Origin of the sequence: Streptomyces sp. DI166 (assembly GCF_900091315.1) — a bacterium.
Taxonomy (GTDB): Bacteria; Actinomycetota; Actinomycetes; order Streptomycetales; family Streptomycetaceae; genus Streptomyces; species Streptomyces fuscus.
The window spans coordinates 23,497-44,715 of sequence record NZ_FLSP01000072.1; the positions used below are offsets into that span (position 1 = coordinate 23,497).

The 21,219-nt window shown below is 72.2% G+C and carries 19 protein-coding genes and 1 pseudogene; 5 read left to right on the forward strand and 15 right to left on the reverse strand.

From position 1 onward, the window contains the following. Positions 1–2: 2 nt before the first annotated feature. The gene (locus GA0115233_RS28825) at positions 3–2,333 is read right to left on the reverse strand and encodes a bifunctional salicylyl-CoA 5-hydroxylase/oxidoreductase (protein ID WP_093723247.1); all 2,331 of its coding nucleotides are present in this window, start codon (positions 2,331–2,333) and stop codon (positions 3–5) included. A gap of 3 nt (positions 2,334–2,336) precedes the next feature. Then, positions 2,337–3,164: an enoyl-CoA hydratase family protein gene (locus GA0115233_RS28830; protein WP_093723248.1), complete on the reverse strand. Its 828-nt coding sequence runs from the start codon at positions 3,162–3,164 to the stop codon at positions 2,337–2,339. Positions 3,165–3,475: 311 nt separating this feature from the next. Between GA0115233_RS28830 and GA0115233_RS28835 the strand changes: the two genes are divergently transcribed. Beyond that, entirely contained in the window at positions 3,476–3,916 is a 441-nt protein-coding gene (locus GA0115233_RS28835) for an ATP-binding protein (protein WP_176711976.1), read from the forward strand. 195 nt (positions 3,917–4,111) lie between these two features. Here GA0115233_RS28835 and argF read toward each other — a convergent pair whose 3' ends face one another. Both argF and GA0115233_RS28845 read right to left on the reverse strand, forming a co-directional pair. After that, complete coding sequence (argF, locus tag GA0115233_RS28840; protein WP_093723249.1) at positions 4,112–5,125, reverse strand: ornithine carbamoyltransferase; 1,014 nt, start codon at positions 5,123–5,125, stop codon at positions 4,112–4,114. 75 nt (positions 5,126–5,200) lie between these two features. Then, positions 5,201–6,427 (reverse strand): arginine deiminase, encoded by a 1,227-nt coding sequence (locus GA0115233_RS28845; protein ID WP_093723250.1) that lies wholly within the window; start codon positions 6,425–6,427, stop codon positions 5,201–5,203. A gap of 135 nt (positions 6,428–6,562) precedes the next feature. Between GA0115233_RS28845 and GA0115233_RS28850 the strand changes: the two genes are divergently transcribed. Both GA0115233_RS28850 and GA0115233_RS28855 read left to right on the forward strand, forming a co-directional pair. Further along, positions 6,563–7,567 carry an SPFH domain-containing protein gene (locus tag GA0115233_RS28850; protein ID WP_093723251.1) on the forward strand — a complete coding sequence of 335 codons (1,005 nt, stop codon included), beginning with the start codon at positions 6,563–6,565 and terminating at the stop codon, positions 7,565–7,567. Next, positions 7,564–8,457, forward strand: a complete 894-nt coding sequence (locus tag GA0115233_RS28855) for an NAD(+)/NADH kinase (protein WP_093723252.1) — start codon at positions 7,564–7,566, stop codon at positions 8,455–8,457. Before GA0115233_RS28850 ends, GA0115233_RS28855 begins: the two co-directional genes overlap by 4 nt. Before the next feature lie 90 nt (positions 8,458–8,547). Here the strand turns inward: GA0115233_RS28855 and GA0115233_RS28860 are convergent, their stop codons facing one another. The 3 genes from GA0115233_RS28860 to GA0115233_RS28870 all read right to left on the reverse strand — a co-directional run bounded on the left by GA0115233_RS28860 (position 8,548) and on the right by GA0115233_RS28870 (position 13,610). Continuing rightward, positions 8,548–11,085 (reverse strand): polynucleotide kinase-phosphatase, encoded by a 2,538-nt coding sequence (locus GA0115233_RS28860; RefSeq protein ID WP_093723253.1) that lies wholly within the window; start codon positions 11,083–11,085, stop codon positions 8,548–8,550. Beyond that, a complete protein-coding gene (locus tag GA0115233_RS28865; protein ID WP_093723254.1) occupies positions 11,082–12,542 on the reverse strand; it encodes a 3' terminal RNA ribose 2'-O-methyltransferase Hen1 in 1,461 nt (486 codons plus the stop codon). The genes GA0115233_RS28860 and GA0115233_RS28865 overlap by 4 nt, the downstream gene beginning before the upstream one ends. A gap of 147 nt (positions 12,543–12,689) precedes the next feature. Next, entirely contained in the window at positions 12,690–13,610 is a 921-nt protein-coding gene (locus tag GA0115233_RS28870; protein ID WP_093723255.1) for an LLM class F420-dependent oxidoreductase, read from the reverse strand. A 200-nt stretch (positions 13,611–13,810) separates the two neighbouring features. Here GA0115233_RS28870 and GA0115233_RS28875 point away from each other — a divergent pair, with 200 nt between their 5' ends. Further along, complete coding sequence (locus tag GA0115233_RS28875; RefSeq protein ID WP_093723256.1) at positions 13,811–14,020, forward strand: hypothetical protein; 210 nt, start codon at positions 13,811–13,813, stop codon at positions 14,018–14,020. Positions 14,021–14,489: 469 nt separating this feature from the next. Here the strand turns inward: GA0115233_RS28875 and GA0115233_RS28880 are convergent, their stop codons facing one another. The 8 genes and pseudogenes from GA0115233_RS28880 to GA0115233_RS28910 form a co-directional block, all read right to left on the reverse strand. After that, a complete protein-coding gene (locus GA0115233_RS28880; protein ID WP_093723257.1) occupies positions 14,490–14,966 on the reverse strand; it encodes a DUF6099 family protein in 477 nt (158 codons plus the stop codon). 230 nt (positions 14,967–15,196) lie between these two features. Then, complete coding sequence (locus tag GA0115233_RS28885; RefSeq protein WP_093723258.1) at positions 15,197–15,523, reverse strand: nucleotide pyrophosphohydrolase; 327 nt, start codon at positions 15,521–15,523, stop codon at positions 15,197–15,199. Then, positions 15,520–16,707, reverse strand: coding sequence for an AAA family ATPase (locus GA0115233_RS28890; RefSeq protein ID WP_093723259.1), 1,188 nt, complete (start codon positions 16,705–16,707; stop codon positions 15,520–15,522). Before GA0115233_RS28890 ends, GA0115233_RS28885 begins: the two co-directional genes overlap by 4 nt. A 124-nt stretch (positions 16,708–16,831) precedes the next feature. Beyond that, complete coding sequence (locus tag GA0115233_RS28895; protein WP_176711977.1) at positions 16,832–17,215, reverse strand: cell division protein SepF; 384 nt, start codon at positions 17,213–17,215, stop codon at positions 16,832–16,834. Positions 17,216–17,318: 103 nt separating this feature from the next. Beyond that, positions 17,319–17,435: pseudogene (locus tag GA0115233_RS40720) on the reverse strand (YceI family protein); the annotation flags it as partial. An 86-nt stretch (positions 17,436–17,521) separates the two neighbouring features. Next, entirely contained in the window at positions 17,522–18,445 is a 924-nt protein-coding gene (locus GA0115233_RS28900) for an MBL fold metallo-hydrolase (RefSeq protein ID WP_093723260.1), read from the reverse strand. After that, complete coding sequence (locus GA0115233_RS28905; RefSeq protein WP_093723261.1) at positions 18,442–18,675, reverse strand: acyl-CoA carboxylase subunit epsilon; 234 nt, start codon at positions 18,673–18,675, stop codon at positions 18,442–18,444. The genes GA0115233_RS28900 and GA0115233_RS28905 overlap by 4 nt, the downstream gene beginning before the upstream one ends. Then, positions 18,672–20,237, reverse strand: coding sequence for an acyl-CoA carboxylase subunit beta (locus tag GA0115233_RS28910; protein WP_093723262.1), 1,566 nt, complete (start codon positions 20,235–20,237; stop codon positions 18,672–18,674). Before GA0115233_RS28910 ends, GA0115233_RS28905 begins: the two co-directional genes overlap by 4 nt. A gap of 225 nt (positions 20,238–20,462) precedes the next feature. Between GA0115233_RS28910 and GA0115233_RS28915 the strand changes: the two genes are divergently transcribed. Further along, positions 20,463–21,152, forward strand: a complete 690-nt coding sequence (locus GA0115233_RS28915; protein ID WP_093723263.1) for an SDR family oxidoreductase — start codon at positions 20,463–20,465, stop codon at positions 21,150–21,152. Positions 21,153–21,219: the final 67 nt, after the last annotated feature.

Here is a 21,219-nt window from a genome sequence, read left to right on the forward strand (position 1 = left end):
CCTCACGCGCCGAGGGTCAGGCGGGGCTTCGGTGCGTCGGTGCGGCCCGTCTGGGGACGACGGCTGCCCGCCCGGTACGGGGCCGGCCAGGGGGCCGCGGGGCCGTCGTAGGACTGTTCCGCCGCCGCGTGCAGGGTCCAGTGGGGGTCGTAGAGGTGGGGGCGGGCCAGGGCGCAGAGGTCGGTACGGCCCGCCAGGATCAGGGAGTTGACGTCGTCCCAGGAAGAGATGGCGCCGACCGCGATGACCGGGACGCCGACGGTGTTGCGGATGCGGTCGGCGTACGGCGTCTGGTAGGAGCGGCCGTACTCGGGGTGTTCGTCGTAGACCACCTGGCCCGTGGAGACGTCGACGGCGTCGGCGCCGTGCGCGGCGAAGGCGCGGGCGATCGCGACGGCGTCCTCGGCGTCGTTGCCGCCCTCGGCCCAGTCCGTGGCGGAGATACGGACGGTCATGGGACGTTCCTCGGGCCAGACGGCCCGTACCGCGTCGAAGACCTCCAGCGGGAAGCGCAGGCGCTTGTCCAGGGTGCCGCCGTAGGCGTCGGTGCGGCGGTTGGTGAGCGGGGAGAGGAAGCCGGAGAGCAAGTAGCCGTGCGCGCAGTGAAGTTCCAGCAGGTCGAAGCCTGCGCGGGCCGCGCGCGTTGCCGCCGAGGTGAACTGCTCGCGGATGTCGGTGAGTTGGGCGCGGCTCAGTTCGCGTGGGACCTGGCTGTCGGGGCGGTACGGGATCGGGGACGCGGCCACGAGGGGCCAGTTGCCGTCGGGCAGGGGTTCGTCGATGCCCTCCCACATCAGCTTGGTCGAGCCCTTGCGTCCGCTGTGGCCGAGCTGCACGCCGATCGCGGTCCCCGGCGCCTGCGTGTGCACGAAGTCGGTGATCCGCCGCCACGCCTCGCCCTGGGCGGCGGTGTAGAGGCCGGTACAGCCGGGGGTGATCCGGCCCTCGGGGCTGACGCACACCATCTCGGTCATCACCAGACCGGCGCCGCCGAGGGCCCGCGCGCCCAGGTGGACGAGGTGGAAGTCGCCGGGCATGCCGTCCACGGCGGAGTACATGTCCATGGGTGAGACGACGACCCGGTTGCGCAGGGTCAGTCCGCGCAGCCGGAACGGGGTGAACATCGGCGGCGTGCCGGGCAGGCAGCCGAAGTCCCGCTCGACGGACTCGGTGAAGCGGGCGTCGCGCAGCCGCAGGTTGTCGTGGGTGACCCGGCGGCTGCGGGTGAGCAGGTTGAAGGCGAACTGGCGCGGCGGCTGGTCCAGGTAGAGGGCGATGTTCTCGAACCACTCCAGGCTGGCGCGGGCGGCGCGCTGGGTGGAGGCGACGACCGGCTTGCGCTCCTCCTCGTACGCGGTCAGCGCGCTCGGCAGGTCGGGCTGCTCCTCCAGGCAGGCGGCGAGGGCGAGGGCGTCCTCGACGGCGAGCTTGGTGCCGGAGCCGATGGAGAAGTGGGCGGTGTGGGCGGCGTCGCCGAGCAGGACGACGTTCCGGTGCGACCAGCGGGCGTTGACGACCGTGCGGAAGGTGGTCCAGGCGGAGTTGTTGGAGCGCAGGGGGCGGCCGCGCAGCACGTCGGCGAAGATCTTGGCGCAGGCCTCGATGGAGTCGCGGGTGTCCATGTCGGCGAGGCCGGCGGCGCGCCAGACCTCTTCGCGCATCTCGATGATGACGGTGGAGGCGCCGAATTGATTCTGCGGCCCGGAGGGCCTCGTTGAGGGGTGGCGGTCGGGTGACGGGCGGGCATAAGGGTAGCCGTGGAGTTGCATCACGCCGTGTTCGGTTTCCGCGATCTCGAAGCGGAAGGCATCGAAGGCGAAGTCGGTGGCGAGCCAGATGTAGCGGCAGCGGTGGGTGGTCACCCGGGGCCGGAAGACCTCGGCGTAGGCCTCGCGGGTGGTGCTGTGCACGCCGTCGGCGGCGATCACCAGGTCGTGGGTCGCGGCGAGTTCGTCCGGGGGCGGGGCCTCGGAGGTGAAGCGGAGGTCGACGCCGAGGCCGCGGCAGCGGCGGTGCAGGATCTCCAGCAGCCGTTTGCGGCCCAGGGCGGCGAATCCGTGGCCGCCGGAGGTGTGGCGGTGGTCGCGGTGGCCGATGACGATGTCGTCCCAGCGCGTGAAGTGCTGTTGGAGGGCGGCGTAGACCTCGGGGTCGGCGTGTTCGATGCCGCCGAGGGTCTCGTCGGAGAGGACCACGCCGAAGCCGAAGGTGTCGTCGGGGGCGTTGCGCTCCCAGACGGTGATCTCCCGACCCGGGTCGAGGCGTTTGAGGAGGGCGGCGGCGTACAGTCCGCCGGGGCCGCCGCCGATGACGGCCACACGCAAGGGAGCCATGGTTCAGCGCCCCTTCCACTTCGGGGGGCGTTTCTCGGTGAACGCCCGGTGGAACTCCGCGTAGTCCTCCCCCGTCATCAGCAGGGCCTGTGTGGAGGCGTCCAGTTCGACGGCCGCGGCCAGCGGCATGTCCAGTTCCGCCGTGAGCAGGGCTTTGGTCTGGGCGTATGCGAGGGCCGGTCCGTCGGCGAGGCGGCGGGCGAGAGCCGCGGCGGCCGTGTCGGCGTCGCCCTCCTCGGTCAGCTCGCTGATCAGGCCGATGCGCTCGGCCTCCGCGGCGCGCACCGGCTCGCCCAGCATGAGCAGGCGGGTGGCGTGGCCGAGGCCGACGACGCGGGGCAGGAGGTAGGCGGCGCCCATGTCGCCGCCGGACAGGCCGACGCGGGTGAAGAGGAAGGCGAAGCGGGCGGTGGGGTCGGCGACGCGGAAGTCCGCCGCCAGCGCGAGCACGGCGCCGGCGCCGGCCGCGACGCCGTGCAGCGCGGCGATCACCGGGAACGGGCACTCCCGGATCGCGCGGACCACCTGGCCGGTCATCCGGTTGAAGTCGACGAGCTGGGCGGTGTCCATGGAGAGGGTCGCGCCGATGATCTCGTCCACGTCGCCGCCGGAGCAGAAGCCGCGCCCCTCCCCCGCGAGCACGAGCGCCCGTATCGCCCGTTCCCTGGACAGCTCGGCGAGCAGGTCGCGCAGGTCGGCGTAGGCACCGAAGGTGAGGGCGTTCAGCTTCTCCGGGCGGGCGAGGGTGACCGTGGCGACGCCGTCGGCCAGCTCCACGCGCAGGTGCCGCCAAGGGTCGGTGCGGGCGGCGGAGCCGGTGAAGGGACTCATGGCGGACGGGCCTCCTCGGGCGGACTGCGGGGGCTGCGCTGTCTCACTGAGGTGTACCCCTCGAAGTTATCACTCATCCGTGACTGTCGTCAGGATGGCGCGATACGTCACAGGCGCGGTCCGCGTGTCACGGATCGTCCACGCGGCGGTAACGGTGGGATCGGGGGCGCGAGGCGGGGCGTTGTCCGGGGTAAGCCGCTCGCTACGGGGCCGAAGGTCCCGGGCGGGGCCTGACCGAAGACTCTGACGTGGGGCCCCGTACCATTCATACGGTTGAAAGCAGCACCGTCTGCTTTGAGAACGGACCCGCCGTGCACGATCGCCTCCCCACCCCCGCCTCCTGGCGCATCGCACTGCCGCACACCACCGCGGCGGTGCCGGTCGCGCGTGCCCTGGTCCGTACCGCCCTTGCCGAGCTGGAGCACACCGCGGACGGCGACACCGCCGAGCTGCTGACCGCGGAGCTGGTCGCGAACGCGGTGGAGCACACGGCGGGTGACGGGCCCATAGAGCTGGTGGTGGAGCTGCTGCCGAACGGCTGCAAGGTGGAGGTGCACGATCCGGATCCGGCGCCGCCGGGGGATCTGACGCATCCCGTCGCCGGGGAGCCGGATCCTTGGCAGGAGCACGGGCGGGGGTTGCTGTTGATCCGCGCGCTCAGCTCTTCGTGCGGGCACCGGGCGACTCCGTCGGGGAAGGCGGTGTGGTTCCGGTTGCCGTCCGTGCCTGCGCCGCGGAGGCCTCTGGCGTAGGGGCAGGGTTCTCGGCTTGGTGCGGGTGCGTTGTGGCTGGGCGCGCAGTTCCCCGCGCCCCTGAAGTGGGAACAGTCGCCGTGGGCGGCCACCGTTCCCGCGCTGCGGCGGCCATCGGGGTGGGGGCGGCGGTCTCCTGCCGAGTGCGGGTGCGTTGTGGCTGGGCGCGCAGTTCCCCGCGCCCCTGAAAGGCCCCTAGCGGGCCAGGGTGGCTACCAAGACCGACTTGATCGTGTGGAGGCGGTTTTCCGACTGGTCGAAGACCACCGAGTGGGGGGATTCGAAGACCTCGTCCGTGACCTCCAGGGAGTCGAGGCCGTGGGTCTCGAAGATTTCGCGGCCCACCTTCGTGCCGAGGTCGTGGAAGGCCGGGAGGCAGTGGAGGAACTTGACGTCCGGGTTGCCGCTGGCCCGCAGGACGTCCATCGTCACCGCATACGGGGACAGGGCCTTGATGCGCTCGTCCCAGACCTCCTTGGGCTCCCCCATCGACACCCAGACGTCCGTGGCGACGAAGTCGGCGCCCAGGACGCCCTCCGTGACGGACTCGGTGAGGGTGATGCGCGCGCCGCTGGCCTCGGCGAGCCGACGGGCCTCGGTGATGATCGGCTCGGCCGGCCAGTACGCCTTGGGCGCGACGATCCGTACGTCCATGCCGAGCAGGGCGCCGGTGACCAGGTAGGAGTTGCCCATGTTGAAGCGGGCGTCGCCGAGGTAGGCGAAGGCGATGGTGTCGTCGAGGGTCTTGTCGGAGTGCTCCAGCATCGTGAGCACGTCGGCCAGCATCTGGGTGGGGTGCCAGTCGTCGGTGAGGCCGTTGTAGACCGGCACCCCCGCGTACGCGGCCAGCTCCTCGACCTTCTCCTGGCTGTCCCCCCGGTACTCGATGCCGTCGAACATCCGCCCGAGCACCCGCGCGGTGTCCTTGACCGACTCCTTGTGCCCGATCTGCGAGCCCGCCGGGTCCAGGTACGTCGTCGCGGCGCCCTGGTCCGCCGCGGCGACCTCGAAGGCGCACCGGGTGCGCGTGGAGGTCTTCTCGAAGATCAGCGCGATGTTCCGGCCGCGCAGGTACTGCGTCTCGGTCCCGGCCTTCTTCGCCGCCTTCAGGTCCGCGGCCAGCTCGACCAGACCGCGGAACTCCTCCGCGGTGAAGTCCAGCTCCTTGAGGAAGTGGCGGCCGGCGAGGGCGGTCGGGACAGTCGCCATGGGGGCGCTCCAGGGATGTGCGGACAATGACTATGGAAGTCTATACGATGTTCCACATTTCTATACAGGCCCTGTTCAGTGCACGGACCCCCGCTCCACCGGGCAGCTCATACAGCGCGGTCCGCCCCGGCCCCGGCCCAGTTCGCTGCCCGGGATCTCGATCACCTCGATGCCCTGTTTGCGCAGGTGGGTGTTGGTGGTGGAGTTGCGTTCGTAGGCCACGACCACGCCCGGTTCGACCGCGAGGACGTTGCAGCCGTCGTCCCACTGCTCCCGCTCGGCCGCGTGCACGTCCTGGGTGGCGGTCAGCACCCGGATCTCGCTCAGTCCGAGGGCGGCCGCGATGGCGCGGTGCATGTGCTCCGGCGGGTGGTCGGTGACCTTCAGTTCCTTGCCGTCGACACCGGGTTCGATGGTGTAGGAGCGGAGCATGCCGAGCCCGGCGTACTGGGTGAAGGTGTCGCCGTCGACCATCGTCATCACCGTGTCGAGGTGCATGAAGGCGCGCCGCTTGGGCATGTCGAGCGCCACGATCGTCTGGGCGGAGCCCGCCGCGAACAGCTTGTGAGCGAGCATCTCCACGGCCTGGGGCGTCGTGCGCTCGCTCATCCCGATCAGTACCGCGCCGTTGCCGATCACCAGGACGTCGCCGCCCTCGATGGTGGACGGGTAGTCGGCCTGCCCCTCGGACCAGAAGTGGAACGATTCGTCGCGGAACAGCGGATGATGCCGGTAGATCGCCTCGAAGTGCACCGTCTCGCGCTGCCGGGCGGGCCAGCGCATGGCGTTGACGGAGACACCGTCGTAGATCCAGGCGGAGGTGTCCCGGGTGAAGAGGTGGTTCGGCAGCGGCGCCAGCAGGAAGTCGTCCAGTTCCATGGCGTGGAAACGCACGGAGGTCGGCTCCGGGTGGGCGTCCAGGAACTCCCGCTTGGTCATGCCGCCGACCAGGGCCTCGGCCAGTTCGGGGGCGGGCAGGTTCTCGAAGGCGGCGCGCAGATGGTCCGTGGCGAGGACGCCGTACTCCTTCTCGTCGAAGACCCGGTCCAGGACGAGGGTGCGGGCCTCCGGGATCGCCAGGGCCTCGGTGAGCAGGTCGCCGAAGAGGTGCACGGTGACGCCGCGGTCGCGCAGGACGTCGGCGAAGCCGTCGTGCTCGGCGCGCGCCCGGCGAACCCAGAGCACGTCGTCGAAGAGCAGCGCGTCCTTGTTGCTGGGGGTGAGCCTTTTGAGCTCAAGATCGGGCCGGTGCAGGATGACGCGGCTGAGCCGGCCGGCCTCGGAGTCGACATGGAATCCCATGCCTCCATCCTGACCATCGAACGCCGTGTTCACCCCCTTGTTGCATTACTTCGCCGCCGACCGATTCTCGTCCCCTTGACGAGAACCCATGGGTCCGCTTATCGTCCTCTTGACGAAAATCAGGGAGGGGTCCTCATGGCCGACATCACGCGCCGCTTCGGCTGGCGCCATCTGCGGGGCGCGCCGACCGCGCACATCCGGTACCACCGCAAGGGCCGGCTGACCCACGACGGGCCCGGCATCAGCTTCTGGTTCCGGGCGCTGAGCGCGGCGCTGTCCGAGGTGCCGGTCGACGACCGCGAGCTGGCGATGACCTTCCACGCCCGCACGGCCGACTTCCAGGACGTGGCGGTGCAGGCGACGGTCACCTACCGGATCAGCGACCCGGCCGTGGCGGCGGCCCGCCTGGACTTCTCCATCGACCCCGACACCGGCGCCTGGCGCGGCACCCCGCTGGAGCAGCTCGGCACCCTGCTGACCGAGACGGCCCAGCAGCACGCCCTCGACGTCCTCGCCCGCACCCCGCTGTCGGAGGCGCTGGTGGACGGCGTGAGCGCGGTACGGGAACGGGTCGCCGAAGGGCTCGCCGCCGAGCCCCGACTGCCCGCCACCGGAATCGAGATCGTGGCCGTACGGGTCGTCGCGCTGCGCCCCGAGCCGGAGGTGGAGCGGGCGCTGCGCACGCCGGCCCGCGAGCTGATCCAGCAGGAGGCCGACCGGGCCACCTACGAACGCCGGGCCGTGGCCGTCGAGCGGGAGCGGGCCATCGCCGAGAACGAACTGGCCAGCCAGATCGAACTCGCCCGCCGCGAGGAGCAGTTGGTCGAGCAGCGCGGCACCAACGAGCGCCGCAAGGCCGAGGAGCGCGCCGCCGCCGACGCCGTACGCGCCGAGGCGGAGGCCGCGCGGACCGTACGGCTCGCCAAGGCCGAGGCCGAGAGCGCCCGCACGGTGGGCGAGGCCAAGGCCGAGGCGCAGGCCGCCTGGCTGCGGGTGCACTCGGACGTGGACGTCGCCGTCCTGCGCGCCCTCACCGGGACGCGGCTCGCGGAGAACCTGCCGCGCGTGGACAGCGTGACGATCTCGCCGGACGTGCTCACCGGACTGCTCGCCAAGCTCGGTGACGGGGAGCGGGCGTGAGTCTCGCGCCGCGCGCGGTGCTGGTCCATCGCACCACGGAGTACGAGGAGTTGGTGGCCCACCACGGCACGCACGGCCAGGCCGCCTACTTCCTGCGCAGCCGGGGCCGGGACATCGAGGAGGTCGCCGAACGGCACCAGCGCACCCGGCGTGCGCTCGCCGAGGTGACCGCCGCGATTCCGCTGACCTGGCGGCAGGCGCGGGTGGAACGCGCCGACCTGGACCGGTTCCTGTTCGCGCCGCAGGACGTGGTGGTCGTCGTCGGACAGGACGGTCTGGTGGCGAACGTGGCCAAGTACCTCACCGGGCAGCCGGTGGTCGGCATCGACTCCGACCCCGGTCGCAATCCGGGGGTCCTGGTACGGCACCGGCCGTCCGACGCCGCCAAGTTGCTGGCGTCCGCGGCCAGTGTCTCGGTCGACGAACTGACCATGGTCGAGGCCGTCGCCGACGACACGCAGCGCCTGGTCGCGCTGAACGAGATCTACCTGGGCGCGGCCGGACACCAGACGGCCCGGTACCGCCTGGGCCTGGAGGGCGACGGGGGTGTCGTCGAGGCCCAGGCCTCCTCCGGTGTGCTGGTCGGCACCGGGACGGGGGCGACCGGATGGCTCCGGTCGGTGTGGCAGAACCGGGGTGGGCGGCTGCGTCTGCCCACCCCGGTCGAGAACCGCCTGCTGTGGTACGTCCGCGAGGCCTGGCCGTCCCCGGCCACGGGGACGACCCTGGTGTCCGGGATCCTGACCGCCGAGACCCACCTGGTCCTCACCGCCGAGTCCGAACGCCTGGTGGCCTTCGGCGACGGCATGGAGTCCGACGCCCTGGAACTGACCTGGGGCCAGTCGGTCCGGGTGGGGGTGTGCGGGGACCGGCTGCGATTGGCGGGCTAGGGTCAACCGGACCCACCTCAAGGGGCGCGGGGAACTGCGCGACCAGCCCCCACGAACCCGCACCCGGAACCCGGCCGGCAGGCCCCCGCGTCACAGACGCGGGTCCACCGGCTCCGACTCCAGGGCCAGGACCCCGAACACCGCCTCGTGGACGCGCCACAGCGGCTCGCCGTCGGCCAGTCGGTCCAGGGCCTCCAGGCCGAGCGCGTACTCGCGGGTCGCGAGGGAGCGCTTGTGGTTGAGGAAGCGGTGGCGCAGGCGGGCCAGGTTGTCGGGGCGGGTGTACTCCGGGCCGTAGATGATCCGCAGGTACTCGCGGCCCCGGCACTTGATGCCGGGCTGCACCAGGCGGCCCTGTCCGTCGCGGACCAGCGCGCCGACCGGCTTGACGACCATGCCCTCGCCGCCGCGGCCGGTCATCTCCAGCCACCAGTCGACGCCCGCCCGCACCGACTCCTCGTCGGCGGTGTCGACGTACAGGCGCCGGGTGGTCTGGAGCAGCCCGGAGCCGTCGTGCTCCACCAGCCGGTCGAGCAGGGCGAGCTGTTCGTCGTGCGGAAGCGCGGCGAGGCTGCGGCCCTGGACGGCGAGGATCTGGAACGGCGCCAGGCGGACGCCCTCCAGGCCCTCGGTGGTCCAGCAGTAGCGCCGGTACGCCTCGGTGAACGCGGCCGCGTCGGCGGCCCGTTCGCGCTGGCGGCCCAGCAGGCCGGACACGTCCACGCCGCGCGCCGCAGCGCCCTCCAGCGCGGCCAGCGCGCCCGGGAACACCGCCCCGGACGCGGCGCCGACGGCCGCGTACTGCGTGCGCAGCAGCCCGGACGCCTTCAGCGACCAAGGCATCAGCTCGGCGTCCAACAGGAGCCAGTCCGTGGCGAGTTCGTCCCACAGTCCGGCCTCGCCGACGGCCTGCCGGACCCGGCCGAGGATCTCCTCGGTGACCGACTCGTCGTCGAAGAACGGCCGCCCGGTACGGGTGTAGAGCGCGCCGGTCGGGCCGTCGACGCCGAACCGGCGCCGGGCGGCGTCCGCGTCGCGGCAGACCAGGGCCACCGCGCGCGAACCCATGTGCTTCTCCTCGCACACGACCCGCGCGACCCCGTCCTCCCGGTACTGCGCGAACGCCTCCAGCGGGTGCTCCAGATACCCCTCGACCTGCGAGGTCGCGGTCGGCGCCATGGTCGGCGGCAGGTACGGCAGCAGCCGCGGGTCCACCGCGAAACGGCTCATGACCTCCAGGGCCGCTGCCGCGTTGTCCTCCCGAACGGCGACGCGTCCCGCGTACCGGGTCTCCACGGCCCGCCGTCCGTGCACGTCGGCGAGGTCCAGCGGGCGTCCGTCGTGCCCGCCCGGCGCCTCGGTGCGCAGCGGCTTGGCCGGCTCGTACCAGACGCGCTCGGCCGGTACGTCGACCAGTTCCCGCTCCGGCCAGCGCAGCGCGGTCAGCTTGCCGCCGAAGACGGCGCCGGTGTCCAGGCAGATGGTGTTGTTCAGCCAGGTCGCCTCGGGCACTGGAGTGTGACCGTAGACCACGGCGGCCCGGCCCCGGTAGTCCTCCGCCCACGGGTAGCGCACCGGCAGCCCGAACTCGTCGGTCTCCCCGGTGGTGTCGCCGTACAGGGCGTGGCTGCGGACGCGGCCGGAGGTGCGGCCGTGGTACTTCTCCGGCAGACCGGCGTGGCAGACCACCAGCCGTCCGCCGTCGAGGACGTAGTGGCTGACCAGTCCGTCGATGAACTTGCGTACCTTCTGCCTGAACTCCTCGCTCTCGCCCTCCATCTGCTCGACGGTCTCGGCGAGTCCGTGGGTCTGCTGGACCTTGCGGCCGCTCAGGTAACGGCCGTACTTGTTCTCGTGGTTGCCCGGGACGCACAGCGCGTTGCCGGACTCGACCATGCTCATCACGCGGCGCAGTACGCCGGGGCTGTCCGGGCCGCGGTCGACGAGGTCGCCGACGAAGACCGCGGTGCGGCCCTCGGGGTGCACGCCGTCGACGTAGCCCAACTTGCCCAGCAGGGACTCCAGTTCGGCGGAGCAGCCGTGGATGTCGCCGATGATGTCGAAGGGGCCGGTCAGGTGGGTCAGGTCGTTGAAGCGCTTCTCGGTGACGACGGTGGCCTGCTCGACCTCCGCCACGCCGCGCAGGATGTGCACCTTGCGGAAGCCCTCGCGCTCCAAGTGCCGCAGGGAGCGGCGCAGTTCGCGCACGTGCCGGCGGATGACCCGGACCGGCATGTCGGCGCGGTCGGTGCGGGCGGCGTTGCGCTCGGCGCACACCTCCTCGGGCACGTCCAGCACGATCGCGATGGGCAGCACGTCGTACTGCCGGGCGAGCGCGATGAGCTGCTTGCGGGCGTCGGACTGGACGCTGGTGGCGTCGACGACGGTACGGCGGCCGGCCGCGAGCCGCTTGCCCGCGATGTAGTGCAGGACGTCGAAGGCGTCGCGGGTGGCGCCCTGGTCGTTCTCGTCGTCGGAGACCAGGCCCCGGCAGAAGTCGGAGGAGATCACCTCGGTGGGCTTGAAGTGGCGGCGGGCGAAGGTGGACTTGCCCGAGCCGGAGGCGCCGACGAGGACGACGAGGGACAGGTCGGTGACGGGCAGGGTGCGCCCCTGGGTCTCGGTCATGCGGCCTTCGCCTCCTTCTCGGTACGGGTGAACACGGCCATCTGGGTGGGCGGGCCGACCTCCGGGTCGTCGGGTCCCACGGGTACGAACTCCACGCCGTAGCCGTGCCGTCCGGCCACCGCGTCCGCCCAGGCGCGGAACTCGGCGCGGGTCCACTCGAAGCGGTGGTCGCCGTGCCGGACGTGCCCGGCCGGGAGGGACTCCCAACGGACGTTGTACTCCACGTTCGGGGTGGTCACGAGGACGGTGCGGGGGCGTGCGGCGCCGAACACCGCGTACTCCAGGGCGGGCAGCCTCGGCAGGTCGAGGTGTTCGATGACCTCGCTGAGCACGGCGGCGTCGTAGCCCTTGAGGCGCTTGTCGGTGTAGGCGAGGGAGCCCTGGAGGAGCTTGACGCGGGACGCCTGGCGCTCGCCCATGCGGTCCAGCTTCAGCCGGCGGGAGGCGATGGTGAGCGCACGCATCGACACGTCGACGCCGACGATCTCGGTGAAGCTCACGTCCTTCAGCAGCGCCTGCACCAACTGGCCCTGTCCGCAGCCGAGATCGAGCACCCGGGCGGCTCCGGCGGCGCGCAGCGCGGCGAGGATCGCCTCCCGGCGCTGCACGGCGAGCGGGGTGGGCTTCTCCTCCTCCTCGCTGTCGGCCTCGACGGCGTTGTCGATGTCCTCGACCTCGCTGTCGTCGGTCTCGGCGAGCCGGACCAGTTCCAGCCGCTCCATCGCCGCGCGCGCCAGGGACCAGCGGCGGGACAGGTAGCGGGTGGTGATCAGCTTCTGCTCCGGGTGATCGGCCAGCCAGCCCTCACCGGCCCGCAGCAGCTTGTCGACCTCGTCGGGGGCGACCCAGTAGTGCTTGGCGTCGTCCAGCACCGGGAGCAGCACATACAGGTGGCGCAGTGCCTCGGCGAGGGTGCGCCCGTCGGACTCCAGCAGCAGCCGTACGTACCGGGAGGCGCCCCACTCGGGGAACTGCTCGTCCAGGGCGATCTGGTCGACGGTGACCGTCCAGCCCAGGGGTTCGAAGAGCCGTCGCACCAGCTCCGGGCCGCCGCGGGCGGGCAGTGCGGGCACCTCGATGCGCAGCGGCAGCGGTTCGGCGGCGCGCTCCGGGCGGGCGGTGCACACGCCGCGCATGGCGCTGGAGAAGACGCCGCTCAGGGCCACCGCGAGCAGTGAGGAGGCCGCGTAGGGGCGGTCGTTGACGTACTGCGCGAGGGCCGCGTCGGGGGCGCCGCCGCGGCCCTTGCCCTTGCCGCGCCTGACCAGTGCCACCGCGTCGACCTCCAGCAGCAGCGCCGCCATGCAGCGCTCGGGGCTCGCCTCGGGGTAGAGGACGTGCGCCTTGCCGTAGGAGGTGGAGAACGCCTGGGCCTTATCGGGATGCTTGTGCAGCAGGTAGCCGAGGTCGGTGGCGGGGCGTTCCGGGGTGCCGGTGGTACTGATCGTCAGGAACATGGGCAGGGCCCTTTGAGGCTCGGTGGACAGTGGGTGTCGCCGTGCGTACGAAGGCCCCCAGGAGGGTGATCCCGGGGGCCTTCAGGACGACTTGTCACACCATCCCACATGGGGTGCGACCGGCGCCTTTGTTTATTCCCATGTGCTCTACGACAGCTGCGCCTGCACCTGGGAGGCGATCAGCTCCAGGTGGTCGAGGTCGGACAGGTCGAGAAGCTGGAGGTAGAAGCGAGTGGAGCCGGTCTCGGCGTAGCGGCCGATCTTGTCGACGACCTCGGCCGGGGAGCCTGCCAGGCCGTTGGTCTTCAGCTCGTCCACCTCGCGGCCGATGGCGGCGGCCCGCCGGGCGACCTCGGCGTCGTCCTTGCCGACGCAGACGACGAGGGCGTTGGAGTAGGTGAGCGCGTCGGCGCGGCCCGCGGCCTCGGCGGCGGCGCGGACCCGGGCGAACTGGCGCGCGGTGTCCTCGATGCTGCTGAACGGCATGTTGAACTCGTCCGCGTACTGGGCGGCGAGGCGGGGGGTGCGGGTGGCGCCGTGGCCGCCGATCAGCACCGGGATCTTCGACTGCGCGGGCTTGGGCAGCGCGGGCGAGTCGGTCAGGTCGTAGTGGGTGCCGTGGAAGTCGAAGGTCTTGCCGACCTCGGTGGCCCACAGGCCGGTGACAATGGCGAGCTGCTCTTCGAGGCGGGCGAACTTCTCCTTCGGGAAGGGGATGCCGTACGCCTTGTGCTCCTCCTCGAACCAGCCCGCCCCGAGGCCGAGTTCGACCCGGCCGCCGGACATCTGGTCGACCTGGGCGACCTGGATGGCGAGCACGCCGGGGAGGCGGAAGGTGGCCGCGGTCATCAGGGTGCCGAGGCGGATGCGCTTGGTCTCGCGGGCGAGTCCGGCGAGGGTGATCCAGGCGTCGGTGGGGCCGGGCAGTCCGTCCACGCCGCCCATCTTCAGGTAGTGGTCGGACCGGAAGAAGGCGTCGAAGCCCAGGTCCTCGGTGGCCTTCGCCACGGTGAGCAAGGTGTCGTAGGTGGCCCCCTGCTGGGGCTCGGTGAAGATGCGAAGATCCATGACTCCATCCTGCACGGTCGGGTGAAATTCCGGGGTGTCGGACCTCGCGGTGCGACGGGCCAGTGACCAGGTGAACTGATGATCGTTGGCTCGGGCGGAGCCGGACCGCCCGGCTCCCGCACCGGCCTGTCTGCCGCCGGGGTGTTCACCCGTACCGGCCCGCCGCACAGGTGGCGGGGCCGGAGGCCGAGGAGGCCGTCATGTCCGAAGAGTCCGTGCCGCAGCAGGGCGGGGCGGGGGGTGCCGGGGGCGCCTCCGGTCAGCCGAAGGGGCTGTTGCAGCAGATGGAGGAACTGATGGCGGCCCTGAACGCGGACCTTTCCGCACTGGACGCGGACCTGCAGTCGACTTCGGGAACGCGACGGGGCGCCGGGGGCGCGGAGGACGGGGGCCGAGCGGTCGGGGGCTGACGGGCCGGGGCTGACCGGCCGGGGGCTGACCGGCCGGGGGCTGACCGGCCGGGGGCTGACCGGCCGGGGGCTGACCGGCCGGGGGCTGAGCAGTCGAAGGGGTGACCGTCGGGAGGTGACCGGCCGGGGGCCGACCCGCCGGGGGGGCCGACCCGCCGGAGGGCGAACCCGCCGGGAGGCGAACCCGCCGAGGGCGACCGGCTGGGGGCTAACCCGCCAGGGTCTGACCGGCCGGGCATTGGCCCACCACGGCGCTAACCCTCCAAGGGCTGACCGGTCGAGGGCCAACCCGCCGGGAGGCTGGCGCGCCGGGGGCCAACCCGCCAAGGCCCGACCCGCCCGAAGGCTGCCCCCGCCGGGGACTGACCAGCCGAGCGCCGACCCGCCAGGGGCTGACCGGCCGGGCATTGGCCCGTCAAGGGCTGACGGGGGCTGGGGTGACCGGTCGGAGGGTGACCGGTTGCGGGGGTCAGCCCGCTTCTCTCTGGTGCTGGTGGAGCGGCTGGTCCCGGTCCGCGAGTCTGCGGAGCATTTCCAGGACGCGGTCGCGGGATTCGTCGGCCGCGTCGATGGCCTCCATGCACTGCCAGTACGTGCCCTCGTCGTCCGCGGCGCTCGCCAGGCCGACGAGGGCGATGCCGACCTCGCCGAGGAGGGAGCCGAGGTACATCAACGCCTGCCGGGCGTCGCCGAGTTCGCTGAGCTGGGCCGCGCGCAGGTCCTTGGTGTCGAGTTCGGGGGTGTCCAGCACCCCGCAGCCGCGGCCCGCCAGCTCCGTCAGCCCCAGTGCCTCGCCGCGCAGTTCGGGCGGTCCGAAGACCGCGAGCCGGCTGCCTATCGCCTGCGCCAGGGCCTGGGCCTGCCACACCTCCGTCATCAGGTCCGGCGCGCGTTCGGTGCCTGCCAGGGCGCGCCTGCTCGTCACGATGAGCCGCACAGCGTCCATGCGCTGCCCCCGTCCGTCCGACGCGCCGACGGCACGTCTCCGCCCGAACTCCCTTGTCCACTACCCAGAGTGAGGGTGTGTGGGACGAAAAGCCAGAGGAAGACGGAAATCTGTGGACAACAAATCGGTTTCGGATCGATGAATGCATACGGAGAGTAAAAGTGGACTGATTCACTCCCTTATCTGGTGGGGACCGGCCCGCAACTACGGCCCGCAACTACGGCCCGCAACTACGGTGCGGGGAAACGCTGTTCGTTGCGATCGATCTTCGCGGCCAGGGCCGTGAGCGGGTCGACGCCGAGTACCTCGCAGAGCTGGAGGAGGTAGGCAAGGACATCGGCGACCTCGTCCGTGACGCGGTGCGCGGTGTCGGGGTCGTCCATCACCCGGGCCGACTCCTCGGGGGTCAGCCACTGGAAGATCTCGACCAGTTCGGCGGCCTCCACGCTGAGGGCGGAGACGAGGTTCTTGGGGGTGTGGTACGGCTGCCAGTCGCGCGCCGCGGCGAACTCGGCCAGCCTGCGCTGGAGGGTCGCGAGGTCCAGGTCCTGTGTCACGGGTTCAGGTGTACCACCGTGACGCCGGGCGTCCGGCAGGCCCAGGCCGCGTCGCTGACCGTGGCGACGAGGCGGATGTGGCCGCGGTCGCCCATCCGGGCGGCGAGGTGAAGGAGTTCGGCACGCTGGTGGGGGTCGAGGCAGCGTTCGAGGCCGTCGGTGAGGACGGTGAGGGTGCGCATGGCGGGCGGTACCTCGCCGGGCGGGTCGACCTCCAGCACACCGGGGCCGGTGAGCAGGACCAGGGCGAGGGCGAGATAGCGCAGTTCGCCGTCGCCGAGGCGGCCGAAGTCGGTACGGCTGCCGTCGCCGCGGTCCAGGACGCCGGTGACGGTGCCGTCGCCGAGGTGCTCGGCGAGGACATCGGTGACGGGGCCGAGGCAGCCGGCGCGGGCCGCGGCGACGAGCTGCTGGTGCCGGCGGGCGCATTCGTGACGGGTGCGCCACAGGACGTCGGCGAGGTTGTCGCAGCCGCCGAGGAGCCGCCCGGAGCCGGTGGGGACAGGGACGCGCATCCAGTCGGGGCGTGGATCGCAGGCGAAGACCGAGCGCAGGGCGACGACCATCTGCTCGGCGGCAGCGAGGACCCGGCGCTGTCCGTCGGTCTTCCCGGCGACACGCAGCGGCAGCAGGGCGGTGCCGAGCCGGTCGTCCGGGAGCGGGGCGCGGGTGACGGGCGCGGACCCGCCGGTGTGCCAGGCGGCCTGGACCGCGCGCCGCCCGGGGTCGCGCAGGGCGGTCTCCAGCAGCGTCACCCCGTCCGCGGTGAGCCGTTCCCCGACGATCCGCAGCTCGGGCTCGGCCTGCACGGCGAGTTCGAGCCGGACCGGCCCCTCGGGCCCGTCGGCGGTGCAGCCGATCCGGAACCCCCGGCGCCGCTGGGCGTCCGGACGGGCCCCGTCGGGCACACAGGCACCGGCGTCCGCGAACGCCTCGACGAGCCTTGCCCCGCCGCCGAGCCGGGCGAGCGCCTCGTACGCCCTCAGTGCCGTGCTCTTCCCGCTGCCGCTGGGACCGGCGATCAGTGTGCACGCGCCGAACGGCACCGAGACCCTCCGGTGCCCGGCGAACGCGGCGAGCCGTAACTCACTGAGGCAGGGCCGGACGGGTCCGGCCTGCTGGGCGGCGGCGGTCAGGGGCGCGCGCTGGGCGCCGACCTGTACGGAACTGGAGGGGACGGCCATATGCGGACCGTAGGACTCCGGTGGAGGGGGAACCGTTTTGGCGGCGGCAGCTTCCTACGATCGGGGGACGCCCGCCCCCGCGCTCCGTGACCCGGGTCCCGGGTCCCGGGTCCCGGGTCCCGGGTTACTGCACTCCCGCGCCCTCCATGATCCCGCTGACCTCTGTCCCGTTCGGGGTCAGCAGGAACACATTGCGGTCGACCCGGTGCATACCGCTGGAGAGGCCGAAGACCACGCCGGTGCTGAAGTCGAGGACGCGCTTGGCGACCTCGCCCTCCGCTCCGGTGAGGTCGAGCAGGACCGGGATACCGGCCATCAGGGTCTCGGCGACCTCGCGGGCGTCGCCGAAGACGTTCACCCTGAGGACCACGAAGCGGCGGCGCGGCTCCGTGTCGGCCTCCGGGTGGGCGCGGTGGTCGACGGCGGACGGCCACGCGTCCCGGCCCCGCAGCGGTACGACCTGGGCAAGCCCTTCCCACTGCTCATCGGTGACGTCGTAGCGGTTCACCGGCTCCCCCCGAACTGACTGGTACTCAATGCCTGCACCAGCCAATTCTTACGCCAAGTCACCCGTTCGGCCCAACAGCGACACGGACCGCGACGGGCCGGGTTCAGGCGTCGCGGCGGGTGAAGCGCAGGGTGGCGGTGACCGTGGCCGGGCCGCGCATCATACCGAGCCGGTTCCAGCTCCTGCCGAACTGCTCGCGGCCCACGGTGAATTCGGTGTCCCGCGGCGTCCGGGGTGGCCGAGCGCGAGGCCGTGTGGGGGCTGGTGCCGGGGCTGGCCGGGGACTGAGGGCGGCCGGCCCCGGACTCAGGCGTGGCAGGTCGGCAGCCTGCCGTCGTTGTACGTGATCATCTCGCCGAACGCCTCGGCCACGTCCACCGTCCGGCCGGAGGCGATCGCCTCCCGTTCGTCCAGCTCGGCGTAGGCGCGGTGCAGGTTGCCGACGATCCGCTCGAACTCCGAGAGATGACCGAAGGCGCCCTTGCCCGCCTCCTTGGCCGCCACCAGCGGGGTCAGCCGCTGGGCCCTGCCCTCCGCCGCGACCCGCTGGATCCAGCGCAGGTACTCCTCGGTCTCGTCCAGCACCTCGGGCCCCCGCACCGGCCCGTGGCCGCACACCACCGTGCGGGGGCGCAGCGCGCGCAGCCGGGCCAGCACCGCCAGGGAGCCGGAGACCGAGCCCATCAGGACGAAGGGGGAGGCCCCCGACATCGCGATGTCCCCGGCGAACAGGACCCGGTCCTCAGGGAGCCACGCCACCACGTCGTCGTTGGTGTGCGCGGGGCCCAGGTGGAGCAGCCGGATCTCCTTCTCGCCCTGGTACAGGGTGAGTTGGTCGGTGAAGGTGAGGTCGGGCAGCCGTACCGACAGCTCACCCCAGGACACGTCCGGCCAGACCCCGGTCAGGGCAAGGCCGTTGCGGGCCATCTCGGCGCGGGTGCGGGCGTGCGCCACCACCGTGGCGCCGGGGAAGGCGCCGTTGCCGTGCGTGTGGTCGCCGTGGTGGTGGGTGTTGACCAGCACCTTCACCGGACCGCGCCGCAGGCCCTCGACGGACTCGCGCAGGGCCGCCGCGCGGGCCGCCGTGGCCGCCGTGTCGACGAGGACCAGGCCCTCGGGACCGGCGACCACGCCCGCGTTGCTCAGACACCAGCCCCCGTCCGGCTGGAGGTGGGCGTACACACCGTCCGCGACCTCGGTCAGCTCGGTGCGCAGGGTCGTGACGCTCATGACAGGGCCGCCCAGTACGGGAAGCCCGGCGCCGCCCAGCTCGTCCCCCCTCCGGTGGTCCGGGCCCAGGACACCGCGGGCGGCTGGGTCGGCAGGGGTTCGCCCTCCGCCTGGCCCTCCGGCCGGCCGGAGAGGGCCAGCAGGACCGTGAGCACGGCCGAGAGCTCTTCCGGTGTGGGTTCGCCTCGTAGCACTCGTATCACCCGTTCCTCCGAGTCCGTCGCGCTCACTGGGGCTGGTTCCCGTGCTTCCGGGACGGCCGGTCGGCGTGCTTGCGGCGCAGCGTGCGCAGGGCGTCGATCAGCCGGGCGCGGGTCTCCGCCGGGTCGATGACGTCGTCCACCAGGCCGCGTTCGGCGGCGTAGTAGGGGTGCATCAGCTCCGAGCGGTACTCCTTCACCAGCTGCTCGCGGGTGGCCTGCGGGTCGTCTGAGGCGGCGATCTCGCGCCGGAACACCACGTTCGCGGCGCCCTCCGCGCCCATCACCGCGATCTCGTTGACCGGCCAGGCGAAGGAGACGTCGCAGCCGATGGAACGCGAGTCCATGACGATGTACGCGCCGCCGTACGCCTTGCGCATGATCAGCTGCACCCGCGGGACGGTCGCGTCGCAGTACGCGTACAGCAGTTTCGCGCCGTGCCGGATGATCCCGCCGTGCTCCTGGTCCACGCCGGGCAGGAAGCCGGGCACGTCCACCAGTGTCAGCAGCGGGATGTTGAAGGAGTCGCAGAACCGCACGAACCGCGCCGCCTTCTCCGACGCCTGGATGTCCAGCGCGCCGGCCTGCACCATCGGCTGGTTGGCGACCACCCCGGTGACCTCGCCGCCCATCCGGACCAGGGCGCAGACCACGTTGCGGGCCCAGTTCTCGTGCACCTCGAAGAGGAAGCCGTCGTCGACGATCTCCTCGATCACGTCCCGGACGTCGTAGGAGGCGCGCGGGTCGGCCGGGACCAGGTCGAGCAGTGCCTCGGTGCGCCGCTCGGCGGGGTCGGACTCGGCGACGGCGGGGGCCGCCTCGCGGTTGTTGGCGGGCAGCAGGGAGAGCAGGAAGCGGACGTTCTCCAGGCATTCCTCCTCGTCGTCGAAGACGGCGTGGGCGACGCCGGAGGAGGTGGAGTGCGGGTCGGCGCCGCCGAGCCCGTCCATGGTGATCTCCTCGCCGGTCACCGCCTGGACGACGTCCGGGCCGGTGATGAACATCTGCGAGGTGCCGCGGACCATGAAGACGAAGTCGGTGAGCGCCGGCGAGTAGGCGGCGCCGCCCGCGCACGGGCCCATGATCACGCTGATCTGCGGGATGACCCCGGAGTTGCGCACATTGCGGGAGAAGATGCCGCCGTATCCGGCGAGCGCGGTGACGCCCTCCTGGATCCGCGCCCCCGCACCGTCGCACAGGCCGATCACCGGGGCACCGGCCGCCGTCGCGAGGTCCATCAGCTTGTGGATCTTCTGCGCGTGCGCCTCGCCGAGGGCGCCGCCGAAGATCCGGAAGTCGTGCGCGTAGACGAAGGCGGTGCGGCCGTTGATGCGGCCCCAGCCGGTGATCACTCCGTCGGTGTGCGGGCGGCGGGCCTCCAGGCCGAAGCCGGTGGCGCGGTGGCGGCGCAGTCCCTCGGTCTCGGTGAAGGTGCCCTTGTCGAAGAGCAGGTTGATCCGTTCACGTGCGGTCAGCTTCCCCTTGGCGTGCTGCGCCTGGGTCGCCCGCTCCGAGGGACCGCGGTGCACCGACTCGCGCAGTTCAAGGAGTTCGGCCGTCCGTTCCCGGAGTGGAGGGGTAGTGCGGTCCATTGACGCTCCTCACAAGTCGTCCAGAGGCGAGTTCGGCCCCTTCTCGGAACGCGTGGCGGACAGAGTGCGTCGGGGGGCTGGAGCGCTGGTGGAGTGGGGCTTAAGCGCGTCCGCGACGGCGTCGAGCCGGGCTCCACCGGGGCGAAGCAGAATCAGGGCGTCCGCACGGAAACGTGCGCGGACCTGTACGGGGGAAAGCCTCGGGGGACGAAGGGAAGTGGTCTCATGACGTACCCGTCCGGTGCAGAGCCCCTCGGAGCCGGTCCCACTCCCTCGGCCGGGGCGCCGGTCGCCCTGGTGACGGACTGCGCCTGCGGGGTCGGCGCGGCCGTCGCGCGGCGGCTGGCGGCCGAGGGCATGCGGGTGGTCGTGAACTGCGCGCCGGGCCGGCGGGCCGCGGAGCGGCTGGCGCGTCGGCTGCCGGGGTCGATGTGGCGTACGGCGGACGTGTCGGTGCGCGAGGAGGCCGAGGGGCTGGTCGCGGCGGTAGTGGCGCGGTACGGGCGGCTGGATGTGCTGGTGAACTCCGCGGGCGCGGTACGGCGGGAGCGGGCGGCGGACGCCGAGGTGCTGCGCGAGGTCTTCGACGTCAATGTGCTCGGGACCTGGCAGATGTGCGTGGCCGCGATGCCGTATCTGCGGGCGGGCGGCGACGGGTGCGTGGTCAATGTGGCGACGGTGACGGAGGAGGACCCGGCCGACGGTTCCGTCCCGTACGCCGTGAGCAGGACGGCCCTGAACAACATCACCCGCATGCTGGCGGCACTGACCGGCTCCGAGGTACGGGTGCACGCCGTGGCCTCCGGCCCGACAGACAGCGCGGACCCGTCCGCACCGGAACGGGTGGCGGAGGCGGTCCTGGCGATGGTACGGACCCACCGACCGACGGGGCAGGCACTTACGGGGCGTGCCTGATCCGGGGGCCGGTTCGTGCTCCGGGGGCGGTGCAGGGCCCTCGTTCCGGTCCGCGCGGCGGTCGGGT